This window comes from Alteromonas algae (genome assembly GCF_049117195.1).
Classification (GTDB): domain Bacteria; phylum Pseudomonadota; class Gammaproteobacteria; order Enterobacterales; family Alteromonadaceae; genus Alteromonas.
On record NZ_CP185260.1, the window covers coordinates 2,276,112 to 2,295,243 of the forward strand.

General features: G+C 44.2%; 15 protein-coding genes. 8 read left to right on the forward strand and 7 right to left on the reverse strand.

The features are described from left to right. The first annotated feature begins 198 nt into the window (after positions 1-198). From ACOJRU_RS10255 to ACOJRU_RS10265, 3 genes are all read left to right on the forward strand, one after another. Positions 199-465: a DNA ligase gene (locus ACOJRU_RS10255; RefSeq protein ID WP_421131653.1), complete on the forward strand. Its 267-nt coding sequence runs from the start codon at positions 199-201 to the stop codon at positions 463-465. A gap of 354 nt (positions 466-819) precedes the next feature. Continuing rightward, positions 820-1,395 (forward strand): elongation factor P-like protein YeiP, encoded by a 576-nt coding sequence (gene yeiP, locus ACOJRU_RS10260; RefSeq protein ID WP_421131654.1) that lies wholly within the window; start codon positions 820-822, stop codon positions 1,393-1,395. A gap of 329 nt (positions 1,396-1,724) precedes the next feature. Then, positions 1,725-2,042, forward strand: a complete 318-nt coding sequence (locus ACOJRU_RS10265) for a hypothetical protein (RefSeq protein ID WP_421131655.1) — start codon at positions 1,725-1,727, stop codon at positions 2,040-2,042. Between the two features lie 299 nt (positions 2,043-2,341). On the opposite strand, the gene ahpF is transcribed toward ACOJRU_RS10265, so the two are convergent. Beyond that, on the reverse strand, positions 2,342-3,943 hold the full coding sequence (gene ahpF / locus ACOJRU_RS10270; RefSeq protein WP_421131656.1) for an alkyl hydroperoxide reductase subunit F: 1,602 nt from the start codon (positions 3,941-3,943) through the stop codon (positions 2,342-2,344). Positions 3,944-4,073: 130 nt separating this feature from the next. Continuing rightward, positions 4,074-4,637, reverse strand: a complete 564-nt coding sequence (gene ahpC / locus ACOJRU_RS10275) for an alkyl hydroperoxide reductase subunit C (protein WP_421131657.1) — start codon at positions 4,635-4,637, stop codon at positions 4,074-4,076. A 313-nt stretch (positions 4,638-4,950) separates the two neighbouring features. Between ahpC and ACOJRU_RS10280 the strand changes: the two genes are divergently transcribed. Further along, positions 4,951-6,255 carry a DUF2252 family protein gene (locus ACOJRU_RS10280; RefSeq protein ID WP_421131658.1) on the forward strand — a complete coding sequence of 435 codons (1,305 nt, stop codon included), beginning with the start codon at positions 4,951-4,953 and terminating at the stop codon, positions 6,253-6,255. Between the two features lie 235 nt (positions 6,256-6,490). Then, complete coding sequence (locus ACOJRU_RS10285) at positions 6,491-9,064, forward strand: ExeM/NucH family extracellular endonuclease (protein ID WP_421131659.1); 2,574 nt, start codon at positions 6,491-6,493, stop codon at positions 9,062-9,064. Between the two features lie 67 nt (positions 9,065-9,131). Here ACOJRU_RS10285 and ACOJRU_RS10290 read toward each other — a convergent pair whose 3' ends face one another. Next, positions 9,132-10,826: a response regulator gene (locus ACOJRU_RS10290; RefSeq protein WP_421131660.1), complete on the reverse strand. Its 1,695-nt coding sequence runs from the start codon at positions 10,824-10,826 to the stop codon at positions 9,132-9,134. Positions 10,827-11,262: 436 nt separating this feature from the next. Between ACOJRU_RS10290 and ACOJRU_RS10295 the strand changes: the two genes are divergently transcribed. The 3 genes from ACOJRU_RS10295 to rluF all read left to right on the forward strand — a co-directional run bounded on the left by ACOJRU_RS10295 (position 11,263) and on the right by rluF (position 14,601). After that, entirely contained in the window at positions 11,263-12,822 is a 1,560-nt protein-coding gene (locus tag ACOJRU_RS10295; RefSeq protein WP_421131661.1) for a GNAT family N-acetyltransferase, read from the forward strand. Positions 12,823-12,948: 126 nt separating this feature from the next. Beyond that, positions 12,949-13,764, forward strand: a complete 816-nt coding sequence (locus ACOJRU_RS10300) for a hypothetical protein (RefSeq protein WP_421131662.1) — start codon at positions 12,949-12,951, stop codon at positions 13,762-13,764. A gap of 93 nt (positions 13,765-13,857) precedes the next feature. Further along, a complete protein-coding gene (rluF, locus tag ACOJRU_RS10305) occupies positions 13,858-14,601 on the forward strand; it encodes a 23S rRNA pseudouridine(2604) synthase RluF (RefSeq protein WP_421131663.1) in 744 nt (247 codons plus the stop codon). A 60-nt stretch (positions 14,602-14,661) separates the two neighbouring features. On the opposite strand, the gene rpsO is transcribed toward rluF, so the two are convergent. The 4 genes from rpsO to infB form a co-directional block, all read right to left on the reverse strand. Beyond that, positions 14,662-14,931: a 30S ribosomal protein S15 gene (rpsO, locus tag ACOJRU_RS10310; RefSeq protein ID WP_421131664.1), complete on the reverse strand. Its 270-nt coding sequence runs from the start codon at positions 14,929-14,931 to the stop codon at positions 14,662-14,664. A 106-nt stretch (positions 14,932-15,037) separates the two neighbouring features. After that, positions 15,038-16,009, reverse strand: a complete 972-nt coding sequence (gene truB, locus ACOJRU_RS10315; protein WP_421131665.1) for a tRNA pseudouridine(55) synthase TruB — start codon at positions 16,007-16,009, stop codon at positions 15,038-15,040. Then, positions 16,010-16,411 (reverse strand): 30S ribosome-binding factor RbfA, encoded by a 402-nt coding sequence (gene rbfA, locus ACOJRU_RS10320; protein ID WP_421131666.1) that lies wholly within the window; start codon positions 16,409-16,411, stop codon positions 16,010-16,012. Between the two features lie 95 nt (positions 16,412-16,506). Further along, positions 16,507-19,113 carry a translation initiation factor IF-2 gene (infB, locus tag ACOJRU_RS10325; RefSeq protein ID WP_421131667.1) on the reverse strand — a complete coding sequence of 869 codons (2,607 nt, stop codon included), beginning with the start codon at positions 19,111-19,113 and terminating at the stop codon, positions 16,507-16,509. Between the last annotated feature and the right edge of the window lie 19 nt (positions 19,114-19,132).

Consider the following 19,132-nt stretch of genomic DNA (forward strand, 5'->3'; position numbering starts at 1 on the left):
ATCTCGTTATATCATCCTCAATTTCATAAGAACGTCGTAAGCGGTAAAAAACAGTTCGAAAGTAATAGTCCGAATGATAGCCAAGGCTAAATCCAGACAACGAGAAAACGCATTAACAATGGTTCGGCCAAACTTTGCTATGGCGTTGTTTTATCTTATACTTATAAATCTTCATTGTGTGCTAAGGAAAGGTGAACCATGAAAAACGTGAAGGTACTTTTTGTTCTGCTCTCAACAATCTTTGCTTTAGTAGGCTGTAGTACTACGAGCATGGTACATACTGAAAAATGTATTGAGCAGATTGATCAAATAGAAACCAATAGTGCAGAAGTGGCTAATACACACTTACAGCACTGTCTCGACGAATCTTATCAAGTAAGGCGGGCAAATCGTTCAGTACCCGAAGCATTGTTTGGTGACTTCATGGTGGCGATATTACAACGCGCCTTTTCTAACAGAAACTGAACTGACCAACATTTACATTCGCCGTACAACACTCAATCAGGGTAGATTTGCGGTCTAATTAGATTAGCAACGAGAGTTTACCGGATAAATTAATGGCGTTGACGTTGGCGATCCTGCGTTACTCTTCGTTACCAAATCTACTAGCTTTCTGTTGTTAACGCTTAACGTGGTAAGATTCAGATCCACAAGAAATAGACCATAAAGAAGCCGGTTAGGTTTTATTTGGCACGCCCCGACTTTTTCTCGGTTTATCTATGCGTTAAATCGCTTTCTTATCGAATAAAAATCGAAGAGAATGATTGTCGAGTTTTTTCTTCAGGCTAATCGTCTGAATCATTATTACAGGAAATCGCCATGCCCAAGGCAAGTGAAATTAAAAAGAATAACACTATTATTTTCGACGGAAAGACTTGCATTATCCGTGATATCGACCGTTCAGTGCCCCAGGGCCGAGCGGGTGGCAGCATTTACCGTATGCGCATGTACGATGTGGTAACTGGCGCTAAATACGACGAAACCTTTAAAGATTCTGACATGCTGGAAATGTCAGATCTGGTTCGTCGCCCAGCTATGTTTTCTTACATCGACGGTGATGAATACGTATTTATGGATAAAGAAGACTACACGCCTTACCACCTTAATAAAGACAACATTGCTGATGAAGCGCTATTTATTAACGAAGACACTGATGGTATTCAGGTATTGGTGGTAAGCGAAGTGCCTGTCGCTCTGGATTTACCAGTGAGTGTAGAGTTAGAAGTGGTTGAAACCGACCCGTCAATCAAAGGTGCATCAGCAACCTCTCGTACTAAGCCTGCTACACTGTCAACTGGTCTGGTTGTTCAGGTGCCCGAGTACATCAGCACCGGTGAGTGGATTAAAGTTAACACCGAAGAACGAAAGTTTCAGAGCCGTGCGGATAAGCACTAAGTTTTATTAAAGTAATAAATAGGTAACGTAAAAAGAATACGAACACCTAAACCCTGTCATCCGTGGGGTAGTAACAACGACGTATTATTTCGCGTTCGAAATGCGAGTAATACGTCGTGAAAACTTATCTGCAAAGCGTTTATGTTGTTGGTGGACAAGAATAGGAAAGAACGACCTAAAACATTCTGGACGATGCTTTAGCCCGCGCGTTCTTCAAAACTCATCCATTGAACAGTTTCTATCTTAACGTTTATTTCTTGTTTTGTAGTTGCTTCGAAGGAAAGCTAACCGCAACAAGTAAATGGAAATGAGAGAAGCAAAAACATTAGATGAATAGTCCAACGTACAAAGTACAAATTCAAGGTGGCGATATTACCTCAGTTGCATCGCTAAGGGTGCTTCGCACTCTATGGCCGCTCTCATTAAAAGCGGTGGAGGAGTTGGCAGCAGCTTTAGGTAAGCAAAACGAATTTATACTTGTAGAGGGCGTGACTAAAGTATTTGCAGCAAAACTTTCGCAAGAGTTTGAAAGTGCAAATGTTGTGTGTCAGATTTTACCAAGCGAAAAAAATGAGGCCTGTTTGTATATTCCAATTAGTGAACAACGCAAGCGCTGGAATGCCATAGGTCTCTTGGTATCTAAGTAACTGAGCAGGCGTTTTTTAGGTTGTTTGAAACGCCTTTTTTACACGCACCTTCTTGGCGCATTTTGGCGCTAGTTTTCGGACAGTCACCTTTTTCGACAGAATGCACTCAAATCCTATCGTCTAATTTATACTCATAATGTTTTGCGTCCGTTGGCATTCACTACGTCTCGTGTCTTTTTCGATTGGAATTTTATTGACTACAAGCCCTTCAGTAGAGAAAAAACCGGCGTAGATAGGGCATCCACACCGGTTTCTGCTGTTGCATGAACGTAAGTCAATGCAGCGAGATTATCAAAGCATTACGCAGCTTCTGTTTCTTTCTCGCTCTCTTTTTCAGTTTCAATGACTTCATGACTTAACAAATATTCAAACGCTGCAAGTGAGGCTTTAGCGCCCTCTCCCATCGAGATAACAATTTGCTTATAAGGTACCGTTGTCACATCGCCTGCCGCAAAAATGCCTGGCTCAGAAGTAAGACACTTATCATCGATGATAATTTCACCGTATTGCGTCATGTCTACTGTCCCTTTCATAAACTGACTGTTAGGGATAAGCCCGATTTGTACGAACACACCAGCAAGCTCGCGGGTATGCACTTCATTGGTACTGCGATCTTGATACTCAATGGCGTTCACTTTGCCATTTAAAGCAGTGATCTGCTTGGTTGCCGCGTTCTTAATAATCGTAATATTATCGCGTTTTTCAGCCTGGTTAATAAGTACTTGGTCAGCCTTCAAATCGGGCATAAATTCAAACACGGTTACCGACTTAACGATACCGGCTAAATCTAGTGCGGCTTCGATACCTGAGTTTCCGCCGCCAATTACAGCTACATCTTTTCCTTTGAAGAAAGGACCGTCGCAGTGCGGGCAATACGCCACGCCATTACCTACGTTCTCTTTCTCACCTGGTACACCGAGTTCTCTCCAACGTGCACCGGTTGCCACAATTATTGAACGGGTTCTTATTTGCTCACCAGAAGACAACGTAATGGTTTTTACGTTACCTTGCTCAATGTTGTCGACACGAACGTGCTCTTTCAACGTGATGTCATAATCACGAACATGTTCCATTAGATTACCAACAAGCTCAGGGCCGGTTGTTTTGGGTACTGAGATAAGGTTTTCAATACCCATAGTGTCTTTCACTTGACCACCGAAGGTTTCGGCAACCACAGCGACTTTCAGCCCTTTTCGCGCGCTGTAAATGGCTGATGCCACACCCGCAGGGCCGCCACCTATTACTGTTACATCTTGAAGCGGTAAAGACTCACCTTTGTTGGCGTCTTTTAGCGATGCATCACGTTCCAGTAACTTGTTAATAAGCACCGAAGCATCAACTTTACCGTTAGCAAACAATTCGCCATTCAAATAAACGCTTGGTACCCCTTGAATGTCTCGCTCGCTGATAACGTTTTGGTATAACCCACCGTCAATCATTTCAGACGTAATATTAGGGTTTAGCAACGCAAACTGGTTCAGTGCCTGCACTACCTCTGGGCAGTTGTGGCAGCTAAGGCTGATAAATACTTCAAAATTTAGCGGCTCATTTACTGCTTTTACGATAGATTTAACGCTATCATCCAATTTAAGCTCTGTTCCTGCCGCATGCAGCATGGCAAGTACTAATGAGTTAAATTCGTGGCCGCCTGGTATCCCTGAAAAACGAATACCTGTATCTTCGCCATCTGCCTCTAGCAAAAAGCTGATTGCGCTGCGAAGCGTCCCGTTAGTGTCACGCTCTTCTACCGATAACTTGTCGCTTACACCAGCAATGTCGGACAGAAACGATACAAGCTCTTCGCGCTTGCTGTGTTCACCATTTTGTACGACAAAGGTTACGTTTTTTTGCATTGACTCGGCATAGCCTTTCAACGCTTGTAAAATTTCTTTAGTTAACACGATATTCTGCCTTATTTTCGACACGCCGATCCCCGCCAACCATTTTTCAGGCTAACAACTACAGCGGAAATGGGTAATTTATTAATCGGGAGCGAAGACTCGCTCCCTCAATCATTCGCTGTGAACCAGCTTAGATTTTGCCTACTAGGTCTAGAGATGGAGCTAGTGTCGCTTCACCTTCTTTCCATTTAGCTGGGCAAACTTCACCTGGGTTGTTTGCTACGTACTGTGCTGCCTTGATTTTGCGAACTAGGTCGTCTGCGTCACGGCCAATACCTTCAGACGTAATTTCCATCGCTTGAACGATACCGTCTGGGTCTACAACAAATGTAGCACGGTCAGCTAGGCCCATTGTTTCACGCATACAATCGAAGTTACGTGTGATTTCGCCCGTAGGGTCGCCAATCATTGCAAACTTGATTTTATTGATAGTGTCTGACGCATCATGCCATGCTTTGTGCGTGAAGTGTGTGTCAGTTGATACAGAGAACACTTCTACACCACGAGCTTGAAGCTCTTCGTATTTGTCAGCAATGTCGCCAAGTTCAGTTGGGCACACAAAAGTGAAGTCAGCTGGGTAAAATACGAATACTGCCCATTTACCACTGATATCTTCGTTGCTTACTTCGATGAACTCGCCATTTTTAAAAGCATTTGCTTTGAACGGCTTTATAGCGGTATTGATTAGTGCCATGTTTAATTCTCCATTTAGGTTTGTTATTAATTCGTACGTATTTCACGTGCGAGTATAAACGTTACGTTATTTGATGCGACTTGGTTTTACTAAAATAGCGTAAAAACGTAAGTTCGCTTAACTTGGTGTAGAGAATACCGCGACTGATTAAAAAAAACTAATTGGTAATTCTGAACGGCTTAATCAAATAACCTAATCAGACATTGTTCATTTTTTGTAATTATCTAATTAACAGTAGAGAGAAGCCTTGGCGCATTGGATAATTCGCAGTGCACACGGTAAGGTAGTGAAAATGTAAAAAGTGATGATATCTATGACAAGAGCACATCGGTTGGTAAGCGACATTGAGCGAATAGACGGGGAAGCCCCCTCTCGCCATGTTGCTAAACATATAAAAATGGCAAATACCCCGTTCACCTTTTTTCGCGGATGTGCTCAGCTTTTTTACTCAGATCTTGCTAGCCATACAATACCGGTTCCACCAGCGTGCTTCAGTGTTCCGCTTACAAGTGTAATGGGTGACTGTCATACCTCCAACTTTGGCTTTTTAACAGAAGAAGGGTCGCATGGCGATACCGTTATTTTTGCACCTAACGATTTCGATGATGCCTGTGTAGGTTATGCGCATTGGGATATTATCAGGTTTCTTACATCGCTTTTTTTGGTTAAAACGCATTGTGAGGAAGTCGTAAACAGGGCTTCTTCATCCAGTGAAAAAAAACCCGTTATCGACAGCAACATGGTCGAATCGGCCCAACACGCTTTTTTAGCCCGCTACATAGAGACCTGCTCTCGGGTGACCAATGATGCAAGCGTTATCAACGAGGCTATGGAACAAAGCCCACTCGGTAAACTTCAGAAAATGTATAGCAAAGCCGTTAAACGCGCAGCGATGGGAGAAGAATTTACCACGAAAAGTTCGCTTGCGAAGGCAGTATTCATGGATGACGATGGCCTTTCATTTAGGCATATTGTTGATAAGCTTACCCCATTAAATGATGTTGACTACGCGCTCGTATCCGATACGTTTTCACCATTTATGGACGACACCGTAGTTGATATTGTTCAGCGTGAAAACTCAGGTACAGGCTCAGTCAACATGCAGCGCTACTATTTTCTTGTAGGCCCAGCAAAACCGCATAGTGCTCATAGCTTTTCACATTGCCATATTGTTGAGGTAAAACAACAACGTGAAGCGGCCCCACTCTACCACTTTAAGCACTTATGTCCTGTGAATCGACTCAATCCCGCGCATTTAACCGCTAGAAGTCAGCGACGGATGCAGCGCAGACCAGACCTTCTTCTTGATGAGGTCTATTGGAACGATGCACATTGGTTAATTCGCTCCCGTCATCACGCCAAGGTCGGTATTTCGCCCGAAGATATCGGCATGGGCAATAAAGCAATATCAGGAAGTTTTAGCCACTTCGCTGAACTGTGTGGCTATACACTGGCCTTGGCTCACTGTCGAGGTGATAGGCGAAGCGTACGTTTTGCATCCGAAGCAGGGCCTGTATTTCAGGCTAGTACACAGGCGTTGATTAAGGTAGCTAACCGCTATGCAAGCCAAACTATCGAAGACCATGCGTTATTTAAAACGCTCTTACAAAAAAGCTAATGCATTGAAAATAATAGCGTTATTTATAAGCTTATTTGTTTACTATGGACAAAAAAATGGCCTTAATGCTTAGAATAAACTTATTTTAAAGCCTTAAGCATCTGATTTTTATATCTTTTATATAAATAAAACTAAATCCCAGTCGACACCTTCTTACTCAAGTTAATACCCCTTACGCTAATGGTGCTACAAATAGCACTACATAAAATAAAATACAAAAAAGGGAAACATTAACGTGAAAGCATCTTTATCTTTGATAAGTGCAGGTATCCTTAGCGCATTTACTGCTAACGCAAGCGACCTGATGATCAGTGGGGTTATAGACGGCCCACTTAGTGGTGGCGTTCCAAAAGCAGTTGAACTCTACGTAGTCAATGATATCGCTGATTTGTCGCAGTACGGTATCGGGTCGGCAAACAATGGTGGCGGCAGTGATGGTGAAGAATTTACCTTTCCATCGCAAAGCGCCACTGCCGGCAGTTATCTTTACGTGGCATCAGAAACAGACGGATTTACTGCATTTTTTGGCAGCGCGCCTGATTTTGAAACAGGATCAATGGGTATCAATGGTGATGACGCTGTTGAGCTTTTCCATGATGGCGGCGTTATCGACACGTTCGGTGACATAAACACGGACGGTAGTGGAACAGCATGGGAATATTTAGATGGGTGGGCCTATCGAAATACCAGTGCAACCGCAAACAGTGGCAGCTTTGTCACTGACAACTGGACTTTCAGTGGCACCAATGCACTAGACGGCGCAAGTGACAATGCGTCAGCAACTACCCCGTTTCCTGCAAAAACCTTTACTACCGAAGGTGGTGGCGAAGTTGTCACGCCTCCTGAAGCGCCTGTTATCGTTTTAGGTGAGTGTAGCGCAGAGGCGACACTACTTTCGGCCATTCAAGGTGAAGGCGAGGCTTCAACAGAAGTGGGCAACGGCCACATTATCGAAGCGGTTATCACTGGTTTTCGCGCTGGCGGTTTCTTTGTTCAAGAAGAACTTGTCGATATGGATGACAATGATGCCACGTCTGAAGGTATATTCGTAAAAGGTAGCACAGACTTACTTGTTAATGACGTTATCCGTTTATATGGCGACGTAAAAGAAAACTTCGGTATGACCACATTAGAAATGGACGACGACGTTCAGGCTAGTGAATGTGGGACTTACGAAGATGCGCTAGTAACGGCAATCACGATGCCTTACAGCGGCTCTCTAGAGAATGTTGAAGGCATGATGGTAGAGGTAACGGATGCCACCGTCACTAGCACAGCTAATCTGTGGCAGTACGGGGAAATCGTAGTTAGCGATGCTATTAAACGTCAACCAAGTGATGTTGCAGCACCACTTTCTGATGAGTATGCGCAAGCCGAAGCACTCGCAGAAGCCAGCCTGCTTACTATCGAAGACAATAGCGGAAGTCGCTATCCTGATGCGGTAAGTTTTTTCCCAGACTTTAGTTATGCTAACCCTATTCGAATTGGCGATACCGTATCAGCGGTTGGTCCATTAAACTATAGTTTCGGTACGTTCCGTGTTAACCCAACTGAGATCATTGCGATTAATTCGGTTCGCGAGGCAACCCCTACCCTTACTGAGGGCAACTTGTCTATTGCGACATTTAATGTATTGAACTATTTCAACGGTGAAGTAACAGAAACCGGCGAAGTAACGTTTGATTATGACAATAATCGCGGCGCGAACTCTGCCGACGCGTTCGCCTTACAGCAATCGCGAATTGTGTCAGCATTAGCTGCACTGGATGCTGATGTTGTTGGTCTTATGGAGATTGAAAACGACGGTTTCGAAGACGACAGCGCAATAGCGGCACTGGTTAGTGCCCTAAATAGTGAGTTAAGCGATGAAGATCAGTACACGTTTGTTGCAACAAGTGACGAGACTGCAATAGGCACAGACGCCATCACGGTTGGCCTTCTGTATCGCGCGTCAGTCGTTACGCCATCGGGTGATGCCATTATTGTAGACATGCCTGAGCAACAAATTGATGAGAATCGTTTAGCACGTATGCGTCCTTCTCTTGTTCAAACGTTTACACACGTTGCGTCGGACAAAACCTTTGCTGTAGCGGTTAATCACTTTAAATCTAAGGGTGGAAGCTGCGCTGAAGACAGATTGGATGCACCATCAGCCTCTGATGTCATTCAAGGAAGCTGCAACGCGCTGCGTGTATCAGCGTCAGTTACCTTAGGAGAAGCGCTAAGTGCAGATACGCTACCCGAGCGCATTGTTATTCTTGGTGACCTAAACGCCTACAGTGCAGAAGACCCTGTTGCAGTGCTGACAGACTACACGCCTGAAAACCGCGGTTACACCATACAAACGGCAATTAATACCGGCATGAACGAAGGAGCGGCAGTCGATGTTGAGGCCAGCTTTGGCTATCACAACCTTGCTGAAAATTTCGATGAGGGCGGTTTTTCTTATTGGTTCTTTGGTTCAGAGCAAGTGGGAAGTTTAGACCATGTGCTGGCAAGCGATGCTATGCTGGAAAACGCAGTAGACGGAACACACTGGAATATTAACTCAATAGAAGCGTACCAACTTCAATACGATCAAGCACTTCGTTTCTACCCTGATGAAGACGGTTACGCATTTACCGATGTTGGACCGTTTAGAAGTTCAGACCATGACCCGTTCGTTGCAACGTTCAACCTAGAGGCCGATGCACCTGTTGTTGAAGCGCCTGAAGAGGACGACAACGATTCTGGCGGCTCAATGGGCTTTATATTGGGCTTAATGGCGGTAGTTGCCACCTTTCGCCGTCGTATTGGCGCGAAGGCGTAGGCGTTAGCCAATAGCTGACAAACATTATTAAGACAAAGCCCCTAAATGGGGCTTTTTTTATGAGTAACTAGCGAGCTGCTACCAGCGTGGCCCCTACCTCTGTTGGCGTTTCGCTTTCCAACAAACCAAGCTTCTCAATATATTGATCTCGCTTTTCAGCCTGTGTGGGCGACAAGTTTTCACCTTTTAAGAACGTAGACGCCTTTAGCGCAGTTTGTAACTGCTCTTCGTTCAAACTTTCTGTTATGTATATCTGATGAACAACCTTTAGCAGGCTAAGTGCAATTTGCTTGTCGTTCGGTGAAATCGTGAAGGCCTGCTGCAGATTGTTGAATGCTGGCTGTAGGCGATTTTCTTTGTAATTCGTCGTTGCCATGCTTTTCAGTTCTTTGGTCGTAAATTGAATTTCAGTACGTTCAATCGACTCCTGCTTAAGATACTCGTCAACCACCTGCGATGAAAACGTATCGCCCTCAATGTGTTTACGTAGTCTATCAAGCAACTTCACACATTCTTCTCGCATTCCTAACTCATGAAATGCTTTCATTTTATCTAGGCTGTCTTCCATTGTTACGTCACTCGCATCAGGACGACACCCTTTCATGATATCTTCAGCGCCCTTCTTGTCGTTTTTCAAACATAAAATGCGCGCTTTTGTTATGACCATCTGTTGGTCAAGCAGCTTTTGTACGCCCTTTTTGTTTTTTAGCTCTTCTAAATCTGACTCAGCTTTGCTAATGAACTTAGTGCCTTCGGCCTCACCAAGACTGGTGGCTAAATCAATCGTCGAGCGAATGACGTTCAACGACAGTTCTGGCGAATCATGTATTGAATTCTTTGCGTATTTCGCCATGTTTTGCACCGCAGCGAGCTGGCCTTTCTTATCGTGATTCAAACGCGCTAGGTTCCACAACCTTTTATTACGTTCAATGTTTCGAGGCGCTAGCTTGCTGGCCTCTTTAATTTGGGCATACGCTAAGTCGAACATCTCTTTTTCAATAAAGTATTGTGCTAACAAATCGTAGGTAAGAAAGCGTGTATCTGGACGAAGCAATAAGTCGTCCACCAACAACTGCGCCTCTTCCAGTTCGTCTTGCCTTAGAAGTGCTCGCGCCAATCCAATATGAACCCACGCATGGTCGTAACGCTGTAATAGTGTTCTGTAGTAAGCCTCGGCGGTTTCATAGTCTCTTAACTGAAACAAGCAATCGCCAATTAATCGGCGTATACGCGGGTGATACTCGGCTAATGACTCGTCTTTCAATTGACGTTCAGCGTAATACATCGCGGTGGAATAATCGCCGCTTTGCATGCAATACAACATCTTGTGTAATTTAAACCTAATTTGCAGCATGTAATCGAAACGCGTTTCAATATGTGCAGGGCTTAATGGCTTAACCCAAAAGTCGTCGGGTTGAAGTTCAACGATACAATTTACAAGCTCAGGCGAGGTTTCAGCACTTAGAAAAATAACCGTTGTCGTATCATTAATATGGCCAAGGTGTTTAAGTTCTTCGAACAAGTGAAAGCCATCTTTATCGTGACTTACATTAAACGAAAGAAACACAAAGTCGTATTGTGTTTCATCACACATTCGAATTGCCTGGAATGCATTGAACGCACTTGATACTTGTTTTACGCCTATTCCATGCAGTGCGGAAGATATCGCATCATGAACGAGCCCTTGGTTATCAATAACAAGAACTTGAATTTCATCGCGCGTAGTCGGTGCAGGGATTTTACCCGTTAATTGGCCAGTCACTTATTACTTCTTTTCCATAAGTTGTGCTGCTCAAACGCTGAAAGCGCTGTTTTTCATCGAGCAATAGAGAAACATTATACTTTCGTTCTATTAGATATTAGCATTAGTTAATCTTTTTACGCCAGTATATTACCGCCCACCTTCCCAGCAATTTGTTCATGATATTCGAAGGTAATACTAACTTACTGCTTTACCTGTAATATTTACGTAATTTTAGTAACCCGACGTGAACATAAATATTGCAACACCATAGTGAACACCACGCTCTTGTGTGAATAAGTGGTGAGCATGAATATTGCTTTCTAAAGTTGACGACTTTTATCACCGCGCTTTTTAACCGAATGTCTATCGTGCACGGTTAATTTAAGATGTTGATAGGCTTATAAATGGGTACACTACTAAAACGTGTTGACCATGTTGAGAGGAAACATAACGCATGTCACAAGATCAAACACAAATTGAAGAAACGGAACATCACCTTGCGTTGCGTAATCTTCGCCTAGATGATTACAACGACATTAAAACACTGATGAATGATGTCTATGCAAACGTAGGTGGTGCGTGGCCTTATTCTAACTATAAAGCACAAGTATCGACCTTTCCTGAAGGCCAAATTTGTATCGAAGACAAGGGCGAAGTCGTTGCCTTTGCCATTTCAGTTATTGTCGATTACGACCAGTTCGGCGATAAGCATAGTTATGATGAAATTACCGGTGATGCATATTTAACCACGCACGATCCAAACGGCGATGTGCTGTATGGGGTAGAAGTTATTGTCTCGCCAGCATATCGCGGGCTTCGATTAGGAAGAAGGCTCTATGAAGCGCGCAAAGAGCTATGTCGTAACCTTAATCTTAAATCGATTATGGCGGGCGGGCGTATTCCGAATTACAAGAACTACGCAGAAGAGTTATCGCCGTATGAGTATATTGAGCAAGTAAAAACGAAAGACATTTACGACCCTATTTTAACGTTTCAACTTTCTAACGGGTTTGAAGTTAAGCAGGTTATGAAAGCGTACCTTCCTGAAGATGAAGCATCTAAAGGCTACGCAACATTATTACAATGGCACAATATCTATTATGAACCCAATAACCCATCGCTAATCGAGGGGCGTCGCTCTAATGCACGTATTGGTTGTATTCAATGGCAGATGCGCTATTTCAACAATGTTGAGGAAATGCTTCAACAAGTTGAATATTTTGTCGATGCTTTATCTGATTACTCTTGTGATGTTGCGCTATTTCCTGAATTCTTCAACGCCCCACTCATGGGCTTGAGCCCATCGGATTCGTCAATCGATGCGATATGGCATTTAGCTACGTATACCGATGAAATCCTCACGGCGATATCCCACTTAGCGGTATCTTACAATATTACGATTATCGCAGGCTCAATGCCGATAGTTGAAGACGAAGAGCTATACAATGTAAGTTATATTTGTAAACGAGATGGCACGATTGAGAGCCAGTACAAACTGCATCCTACTCCGCATGAAAAATCAGATTGGATAATGAAAGGCGGAAATAGCCTTAAAACCTTCGATACTGATTTTGGTAAAATTGGGGTCTTGATATGTTACGACGTTGAGTTCCCTGAATTAGCGCGAATTTTATCTGATCAAGAAATGCAGATTTTATTCGTTCCTTTTTGGACAGACACTAAAAATGGTTATTTGCGAGTTAGGCGTTGCGCGCAGGCACGAGCCATTGAGAATGAATGTTATGTGGCCATTGCAGGTAGCGTTGGAAACTTACCGAAGGTAGATAACGTTGATATTCAATACGGGCAGACTGCAGTATTTTCACCTAGCGATTTTGCCTTCCCCCATGATGCTATTGTGTCAGAAACGACACCTAACACAGAGATGACGCTTATTGTCGACCTCGATTTAGATAAACTGACTAAGCTGCAAAACGAAGGCTCAGTGAGGAACTATCTTGACCGACGCAGAGACTTATATCGCGTAGAGTGGATTGGTAACGATGATAGCTAAACAGCGCAATGGTATTTCGTTTCATTTCAAGATACCATTTCAACAGCGCTAACGATAATACCGACGAACGCCTCATGAACCATCGAGGCGTTACGTGGGTTATGCAATAAGAGTAACAGAGTATTTATGGCCAACAATTCGAATAACGATGACTTCCCGACTATTAGATTAGATGATGAAGACCGTCGCGATTACCAGAAAAAACGTCAACCAACCCCAGCGAACAGCAGTGCTCCGTCGTCCTCTCCCGCTCCCTCTTCTGTGTCTTCAAACGCAGGAAGTGCAAGCGGCAACGGATTATGGATATTACTTATCGCTGTTATCGCATTAGGTGCATGTGGCGGCTGTTACTATCTATACACTTTATTAGAGCAACAAAAAAATGCGGCTAGCGCTGCTGAACAGCGTATTGCTCAACTAGAAAACAAACTTTCTGCAACAGGCGAAGAAATTGGCGAGTCGACAGTCGCACTGCAGGTAAAAGTGACAGAACTGTCGAATAGAACCAACGAGTTATGGGAACAGATGGACAAGCTGTGGGCTTCAGCATGGAGAAGAAACCAAAAAGAAATTGCTGACCTTGGCGCGCGAGTAGGCAATGTTCAAAACGCCATAAACGCCTCTATTTCCAATGTCGCAGACGACGTCAAAGCACAGAACGCGGAAATAGGCTCAGTAAAGACCCAACTAGCGACATTGGCCGACGAAGTGTTGGCACTTAATGTTCAGTTAGAACAAGCAGGCAACGCACGAGAGCAAAGTGAGCAAAGCGTTAGAGCGTTAACTGATAAGCTTAAAATTTTAGAGCAGCGCAATACGGCGCTGTCTGGCAGAGTATCCGGTTTAGAAAATGATATAAGAGATATTGCTACTAAGGTGGTGTCTAGCAGCAACGCGGGGGCATCGCCTTCAGCTGAGCCATCATCGCTACCGGTAAATTAAATATAAATAGCAATGTAGAAAGGGGCATAGCGGCCCCTTTTTTAGTGACCACACCTAATACCTCACGATTTAGACGTTAACCAGGAAATCGGCATGACGGGCGAGACATCAAAGCGACTCAATAAATATATCAGCGATACAGGCCTGTGCTCGCGCAGAGAGGCAGATAAACTCATTGAGCAAAATCGCGTTACCATTAATGACAAACTACCTGAACTAGGTACAAAAGTAGAGCACAACGATACCGTAAAAGTAGACGGAAAAGTGGTAAAAGCCGTTGCTAATGATAAATCTGACCGCGTTTATATTGTTTATAATAAGCCTATTGGTATTACCTGCACTACCGAGCGCCATGTAAAAGGCAATATTATCGACGCAATACGTCATAAGCAGAGGATTTTTCCCGTGGGGCGCTTAGACAAGCCTTCAGAAGGGCTAATTATTCTTACCAGTGACGGCGACATTGTTAACAAGATATTGCGTGCCGAGAATGCCCACGACAAAGAATACGAAGTGACAGTGAACCACCCCATCAGTGAACGCTTTTTACAAAAAATGGCAAAAGGCGTTCCTATATTAGGCACGGTCACCAAGCCTTGCACGCTAAAACCTATGGGAAAAAACAAGTTTAGTATTATTCTTACCCAAGGTTTAAATAGGCAAATTCGCCGTATGTGTGAGTTTTTAGGGTATGAGGTCGTAAAGCTAAAACGTACCCGTATCATGCATTTAGAACTGGGTTCACTGAAGCCTGGGCAGTGGCGCAATCTAACCGCTAGTGAGTTAAACAGGCTGACCGCTGCGGTAAAACATTCCAGTAAAACATCGAGTAATTAAGCGACATATTAAAGACATAAAAAAAGCGCCATTAAGGCGCTTTTTTTATTTCGGCTCGTCTTATCGACGTAGGCCAAGACTCTTGATAAGGTCACGATACGCTTCAGCGTTCTTGCCTTTAAGGTAGTCTAGAAGCTTACGACGCTGGCTAACCATGCGAAGAAGACCACGACGTGAGTGGTGATCTTTCTTATGATCAGCAAAGTGACCTTGAAGCTTGTTGATATTGTGAGTTAGCAAAGCAACTTGTACTTGAGGTGAACCAGTGTCGCCCTCTTTTACGCCATACTCAGCAATGATCGTTGCAGTTTGTTCTTTAGTTAGTGACATAACATTCTCCTAAATTATGTCCCGCCGATCACTAATTCAGCAGAACGGAATGAAGCGCGTATTATAATGACGACGCGCCGTTTAGCAAGGGAAAGCGTAAATTTGTTTAACTATAAACAACGCGACGCTTAGGGTTAACAAATATTGTATCCGTAGAGACTTTTTGATCTTTTGGATTCAATACGCCCTCGCCTACGCCAAGAAATAAACCGCTTTCATCATCGCCATGATAAACACGATAGGCTGCGCCTACTTCCAGCGCATTTTCGCTGTTACCCACCACGCTTTGGCCATTATCGAAACGAGAACGCTGTACATCGTTAATCGTGATATACGGTAAACGACTTACCGCAGTATCCATGGGGATCAATAATGCGTCGAGTGCGCCGAAATCGCCGTCATCTAATTGTTCTTGAATACTAATAAGGGTATCGAGAGGAACCATTTTATCCGTGGGGTAATCAGCTACTTCAGTTCTATGCAGTCGGGTAACATAAGCCCCACAGCCCAGATTCTGGCCTAAGTCATCCACGATAGAACGAATATACGTGCCCTTGCTGCACTTAATGCGCATTTCTACAAAGGGCAATTCAATACGCAGTACATCAAGCTCATACACTTCAATGTCACGCGCCTCTCGTTCTATTGTGATCCCTTGCCTAGCGTAATAATAAAGCGGCTTTCCCTCGTGCTTAAGCGCTGAAAACATCGACGGTATTTGCTTACTTTTTCCTAGGAAAGAAAGACACGCATTGCGCACCTCTTCTTCACTAACGCTAACTGGCTTCTCTTCTACCACATCTCCATCAGCGTCTGATGTCGTAGTACGAATACCTAACGTTGCAGTCACTTCGTAGGTTTTTTCAGCATCTAACAGAAACTGCGAAAACTTTGTCGCTTCACCAAGACACAGCGGTAACATACCGCTGGCTAAAGGGTCTAATGCGCCGGTATGTCCGCCCTTAGACGCCTTGTACAGCCATCGTACTTTTTGAAGCAACTGATTAGATGAACCACCTAGTGGCTTATCTAGCAAAACAATGCCGTTTACATCACGGCCTTTACGACGCCTTGCCATTTAATCCTGCTCTTCCGAACTATCGCTATCGCGCTTAGATTCATCTTTTGCGACCGTCTGCGAAACAAGATTAGAAATTCGCATACCTTCAATAATCGATTTATCTTCAAAGAAATGAAGGTGTGGCACAGAGCGCATACGAAGGCGCTTAGCCAAAATACTGCGAACGAAACCTTTGAATTCAACAAGCTGTTTCATCAGTGCCTTGCTTTCTTCTTCGGTGCTATTGTAAATGGTTACAAAAATTTTGGCATGCGCCAAATCACGCGTAACTTCTACTTCAGATACCGTGATAAGTGGCATGTCACCTACGCGATGTTTGTACTCATTTTGTAGAATGCTGGCAACTTCCTTATGAACTTGCTGAGCGACTCTGTCGGTGCGTGAAAATTCACGAGCCATATTGTGTTCTCCTTTTCCCAAAATGATAACGGCTATATAGACAAAAGCGGGAGCCATACGGCCCCCGCTTTTAATTTGCCGTTAAATCAGGGCGATTAAATTTCGCGCTTCACCTCAACGATTTCGAAGACCTCAATTTGGTCGCCTACTTTTACATCGTTGTAGTTTTTAACGCCGATACCACATTCCATACCGTTACGAACGTCTTGAACATCGTCTTTGAAGCGACGAAGTGATTCAAGTTCACCCTCGTAGATTACTACGTTGTCACGTAGTACACGGATTGGATTACTACGTTTCACAACACCTTCAGTAACCATACAACCAGCAATAGCACCAATTTTCGGTGACTTAAACACGTCACGTACTTCGGCAAGACCGATGATTTCCTGTCTGAATTCTGGTGCAAGCATACCACTCATGGCCGCTTTCACTTCATCAATTAGGTGGTAGATAACGCTGTAGTAACGTAAGTCGATTTCTTCTGCTTCAAGCACACGTCGTGCAGTTGCATCGGCACGAACGTTAAAGCCTAACACGATAGCACCAGAAGCCGCAGCTAACGTAGCATCAGTTTCGGTGATACCACCTACGCCGCTACCTACAATGTTAACTTTAACTTCAGACGTTGAAAGCTTAATCAATGATTCAGAGATAGCTTCAACAGACCCTTGTACATCGGCTTTAAGTACGATGTTAAGGTCGCTAACGTCACCTGACTCCATGTTCGCAAACATGTTTTCAAGCTTAGCTTTCTGTTGACGTGCAAGTTTAAGCTCGCGCTTCTTCTGATGACGTTTAGCAGCAACTTCACGCGCTTTACGCTCGTCTTTTACTACCGCTGCATCTTCACCAGCTACAGGAACGCCAGACAGACCTAATACCTCTACTGGTGTAGATGGGCCTGCAATTTTCATTTCTTGACCTTTTTCGTCGCGCATAGCACGAACACGTCCGTACTCTTCGCCACAAAGAAGGATATCGCCAGCGCGAAGTTGACCTTCTTGTACCAGTACAGAAGCAACAGGACCACGGCCTTTGTCAAGACGAGATTCGATTACGATACCACGACCTGGACCTTCAGGAACCGCTTGCAAGTCTAGTAACTCAGCTTGTAGAACGATAGCTTCAAGAAGTGCTTCAACGCCCATACCAGTTTTAGCAGAAACGTTACAGAACTGGTGCTCACCGCCCCACTCTTCTGAAATAACTTCTAGTTGAGAAAGCTCAGTCTTAACACGATCTGGGTCAGCAGACTCTTTATCCATCTTGTTGACTGCTACGATAAGAGGTACGCCAGCTGCGCGAGCATGCTGAACCGCTTCTTTCGTTTGTGGCATTACACCGTCATCAGCAGCAACAACAAGGATTACGATATCCGTTGCTGTAGCACCACGAGCACGCATTGCCGTAAACGCGGCGTGTCCCGGAGTATCAAGGAACGTGATTTCGCCATTATCGGTTTGCACTTTATATGCACCGATATGCTGCGTTATACCGCCCGCTTCACCGTCGGCCACTTTTGCACGACGAATGTAGTCAAGTAGTGACGTTTTACCATGGTCAACGTGACCCATGATGGTTACAACAGGTGCGCGTGACGTTTTGGCACCGCCTGTTCCATCATCGGCTAACAACTCTTCTTCAAGCGCGTTGTCGTTAACCAGTTCAAATTTATGACCCATTTCTTCAACAACAAGAACTGCTGTGTCTTGATCAAGAACTTGGTTAATTGTTGCCATCTCGCCCATTTTCATCATGGTCTTGATAACTTCATTAGACTTAATCGCCAACTTGCTTGCAAGTTCACCAACCGTGATGGTTGCGCCTAATTTAACAATACGTTCAACTGGCTGAGCTGGCTTGTTAAAGCCTTGCTTCAAGTGCTCACCCGCGTTTTTCTTTGATTTACGACGACGACGTGAAGAACGCTCTACTTGCAAATCTTGTTCGTCTTCTGCTTCTTGCGCATAGCGGTTTGAGTGAAGATGTACTTCTTCTGCTTCCGCTTTCTTACGCGCTTCAGCTTCTTCTTTCCAGCGACGTTCGTTTTCTTCAGCTAGCTTACGTGCTTCTTCAGCCGCTTTCTTAGCGTCTTCTTCAAGCTTCTTCTGCGCTTCTTCTTCTTGCGCTTTACGCAATCGCTCTTCTTCTTGACGAGCAGCGTCTTGTGCTGCTTTTTCTTCAGCAGTTAAGTTAGGCTCATCTTTTTTACGTGCTTCAGCTTCTTTCTTCGCTTGCTCAGCACGGCGAGCACGTTCTGCGTCGGCCGCTTTCTTAGCTTCTTCAGCTTTACGTGCTTTTTCTTCAGCGGCTTTTTTCGCTTCAGCTTGCGCTTTTTCTTCTGCTTCACGCTTCAGACGCGCTTCTTCTTCAAGGCGCTTTGCCTCTTCTTCTTGGCGCTGAAGTTCTTCTGCATCATTACGTTTTACGTAGGTACGCTTTTTACGTACTTCTACTTTAACTTCTTTAGATTTACCAACATTGATAGTGCTAGTGGTCTTTCGCTTCAGCGTCATGCGCTGCGGCTCGCTTGCGCTGCCGTGTTGCTTACTTAAATGATCCAACAGTTTCTTTTTCTCTTCTTCGTTTACCTGAGCGCCGGCACTCTTTGTGATACCCGCGTCTTTAAACTGGCCAACCAATCGGTCAACGGTCGTACCAATGTCGCTGGCGAGCTTTTCAATAGATACATCTGCCATTACGTATTTTTCCCCCTGT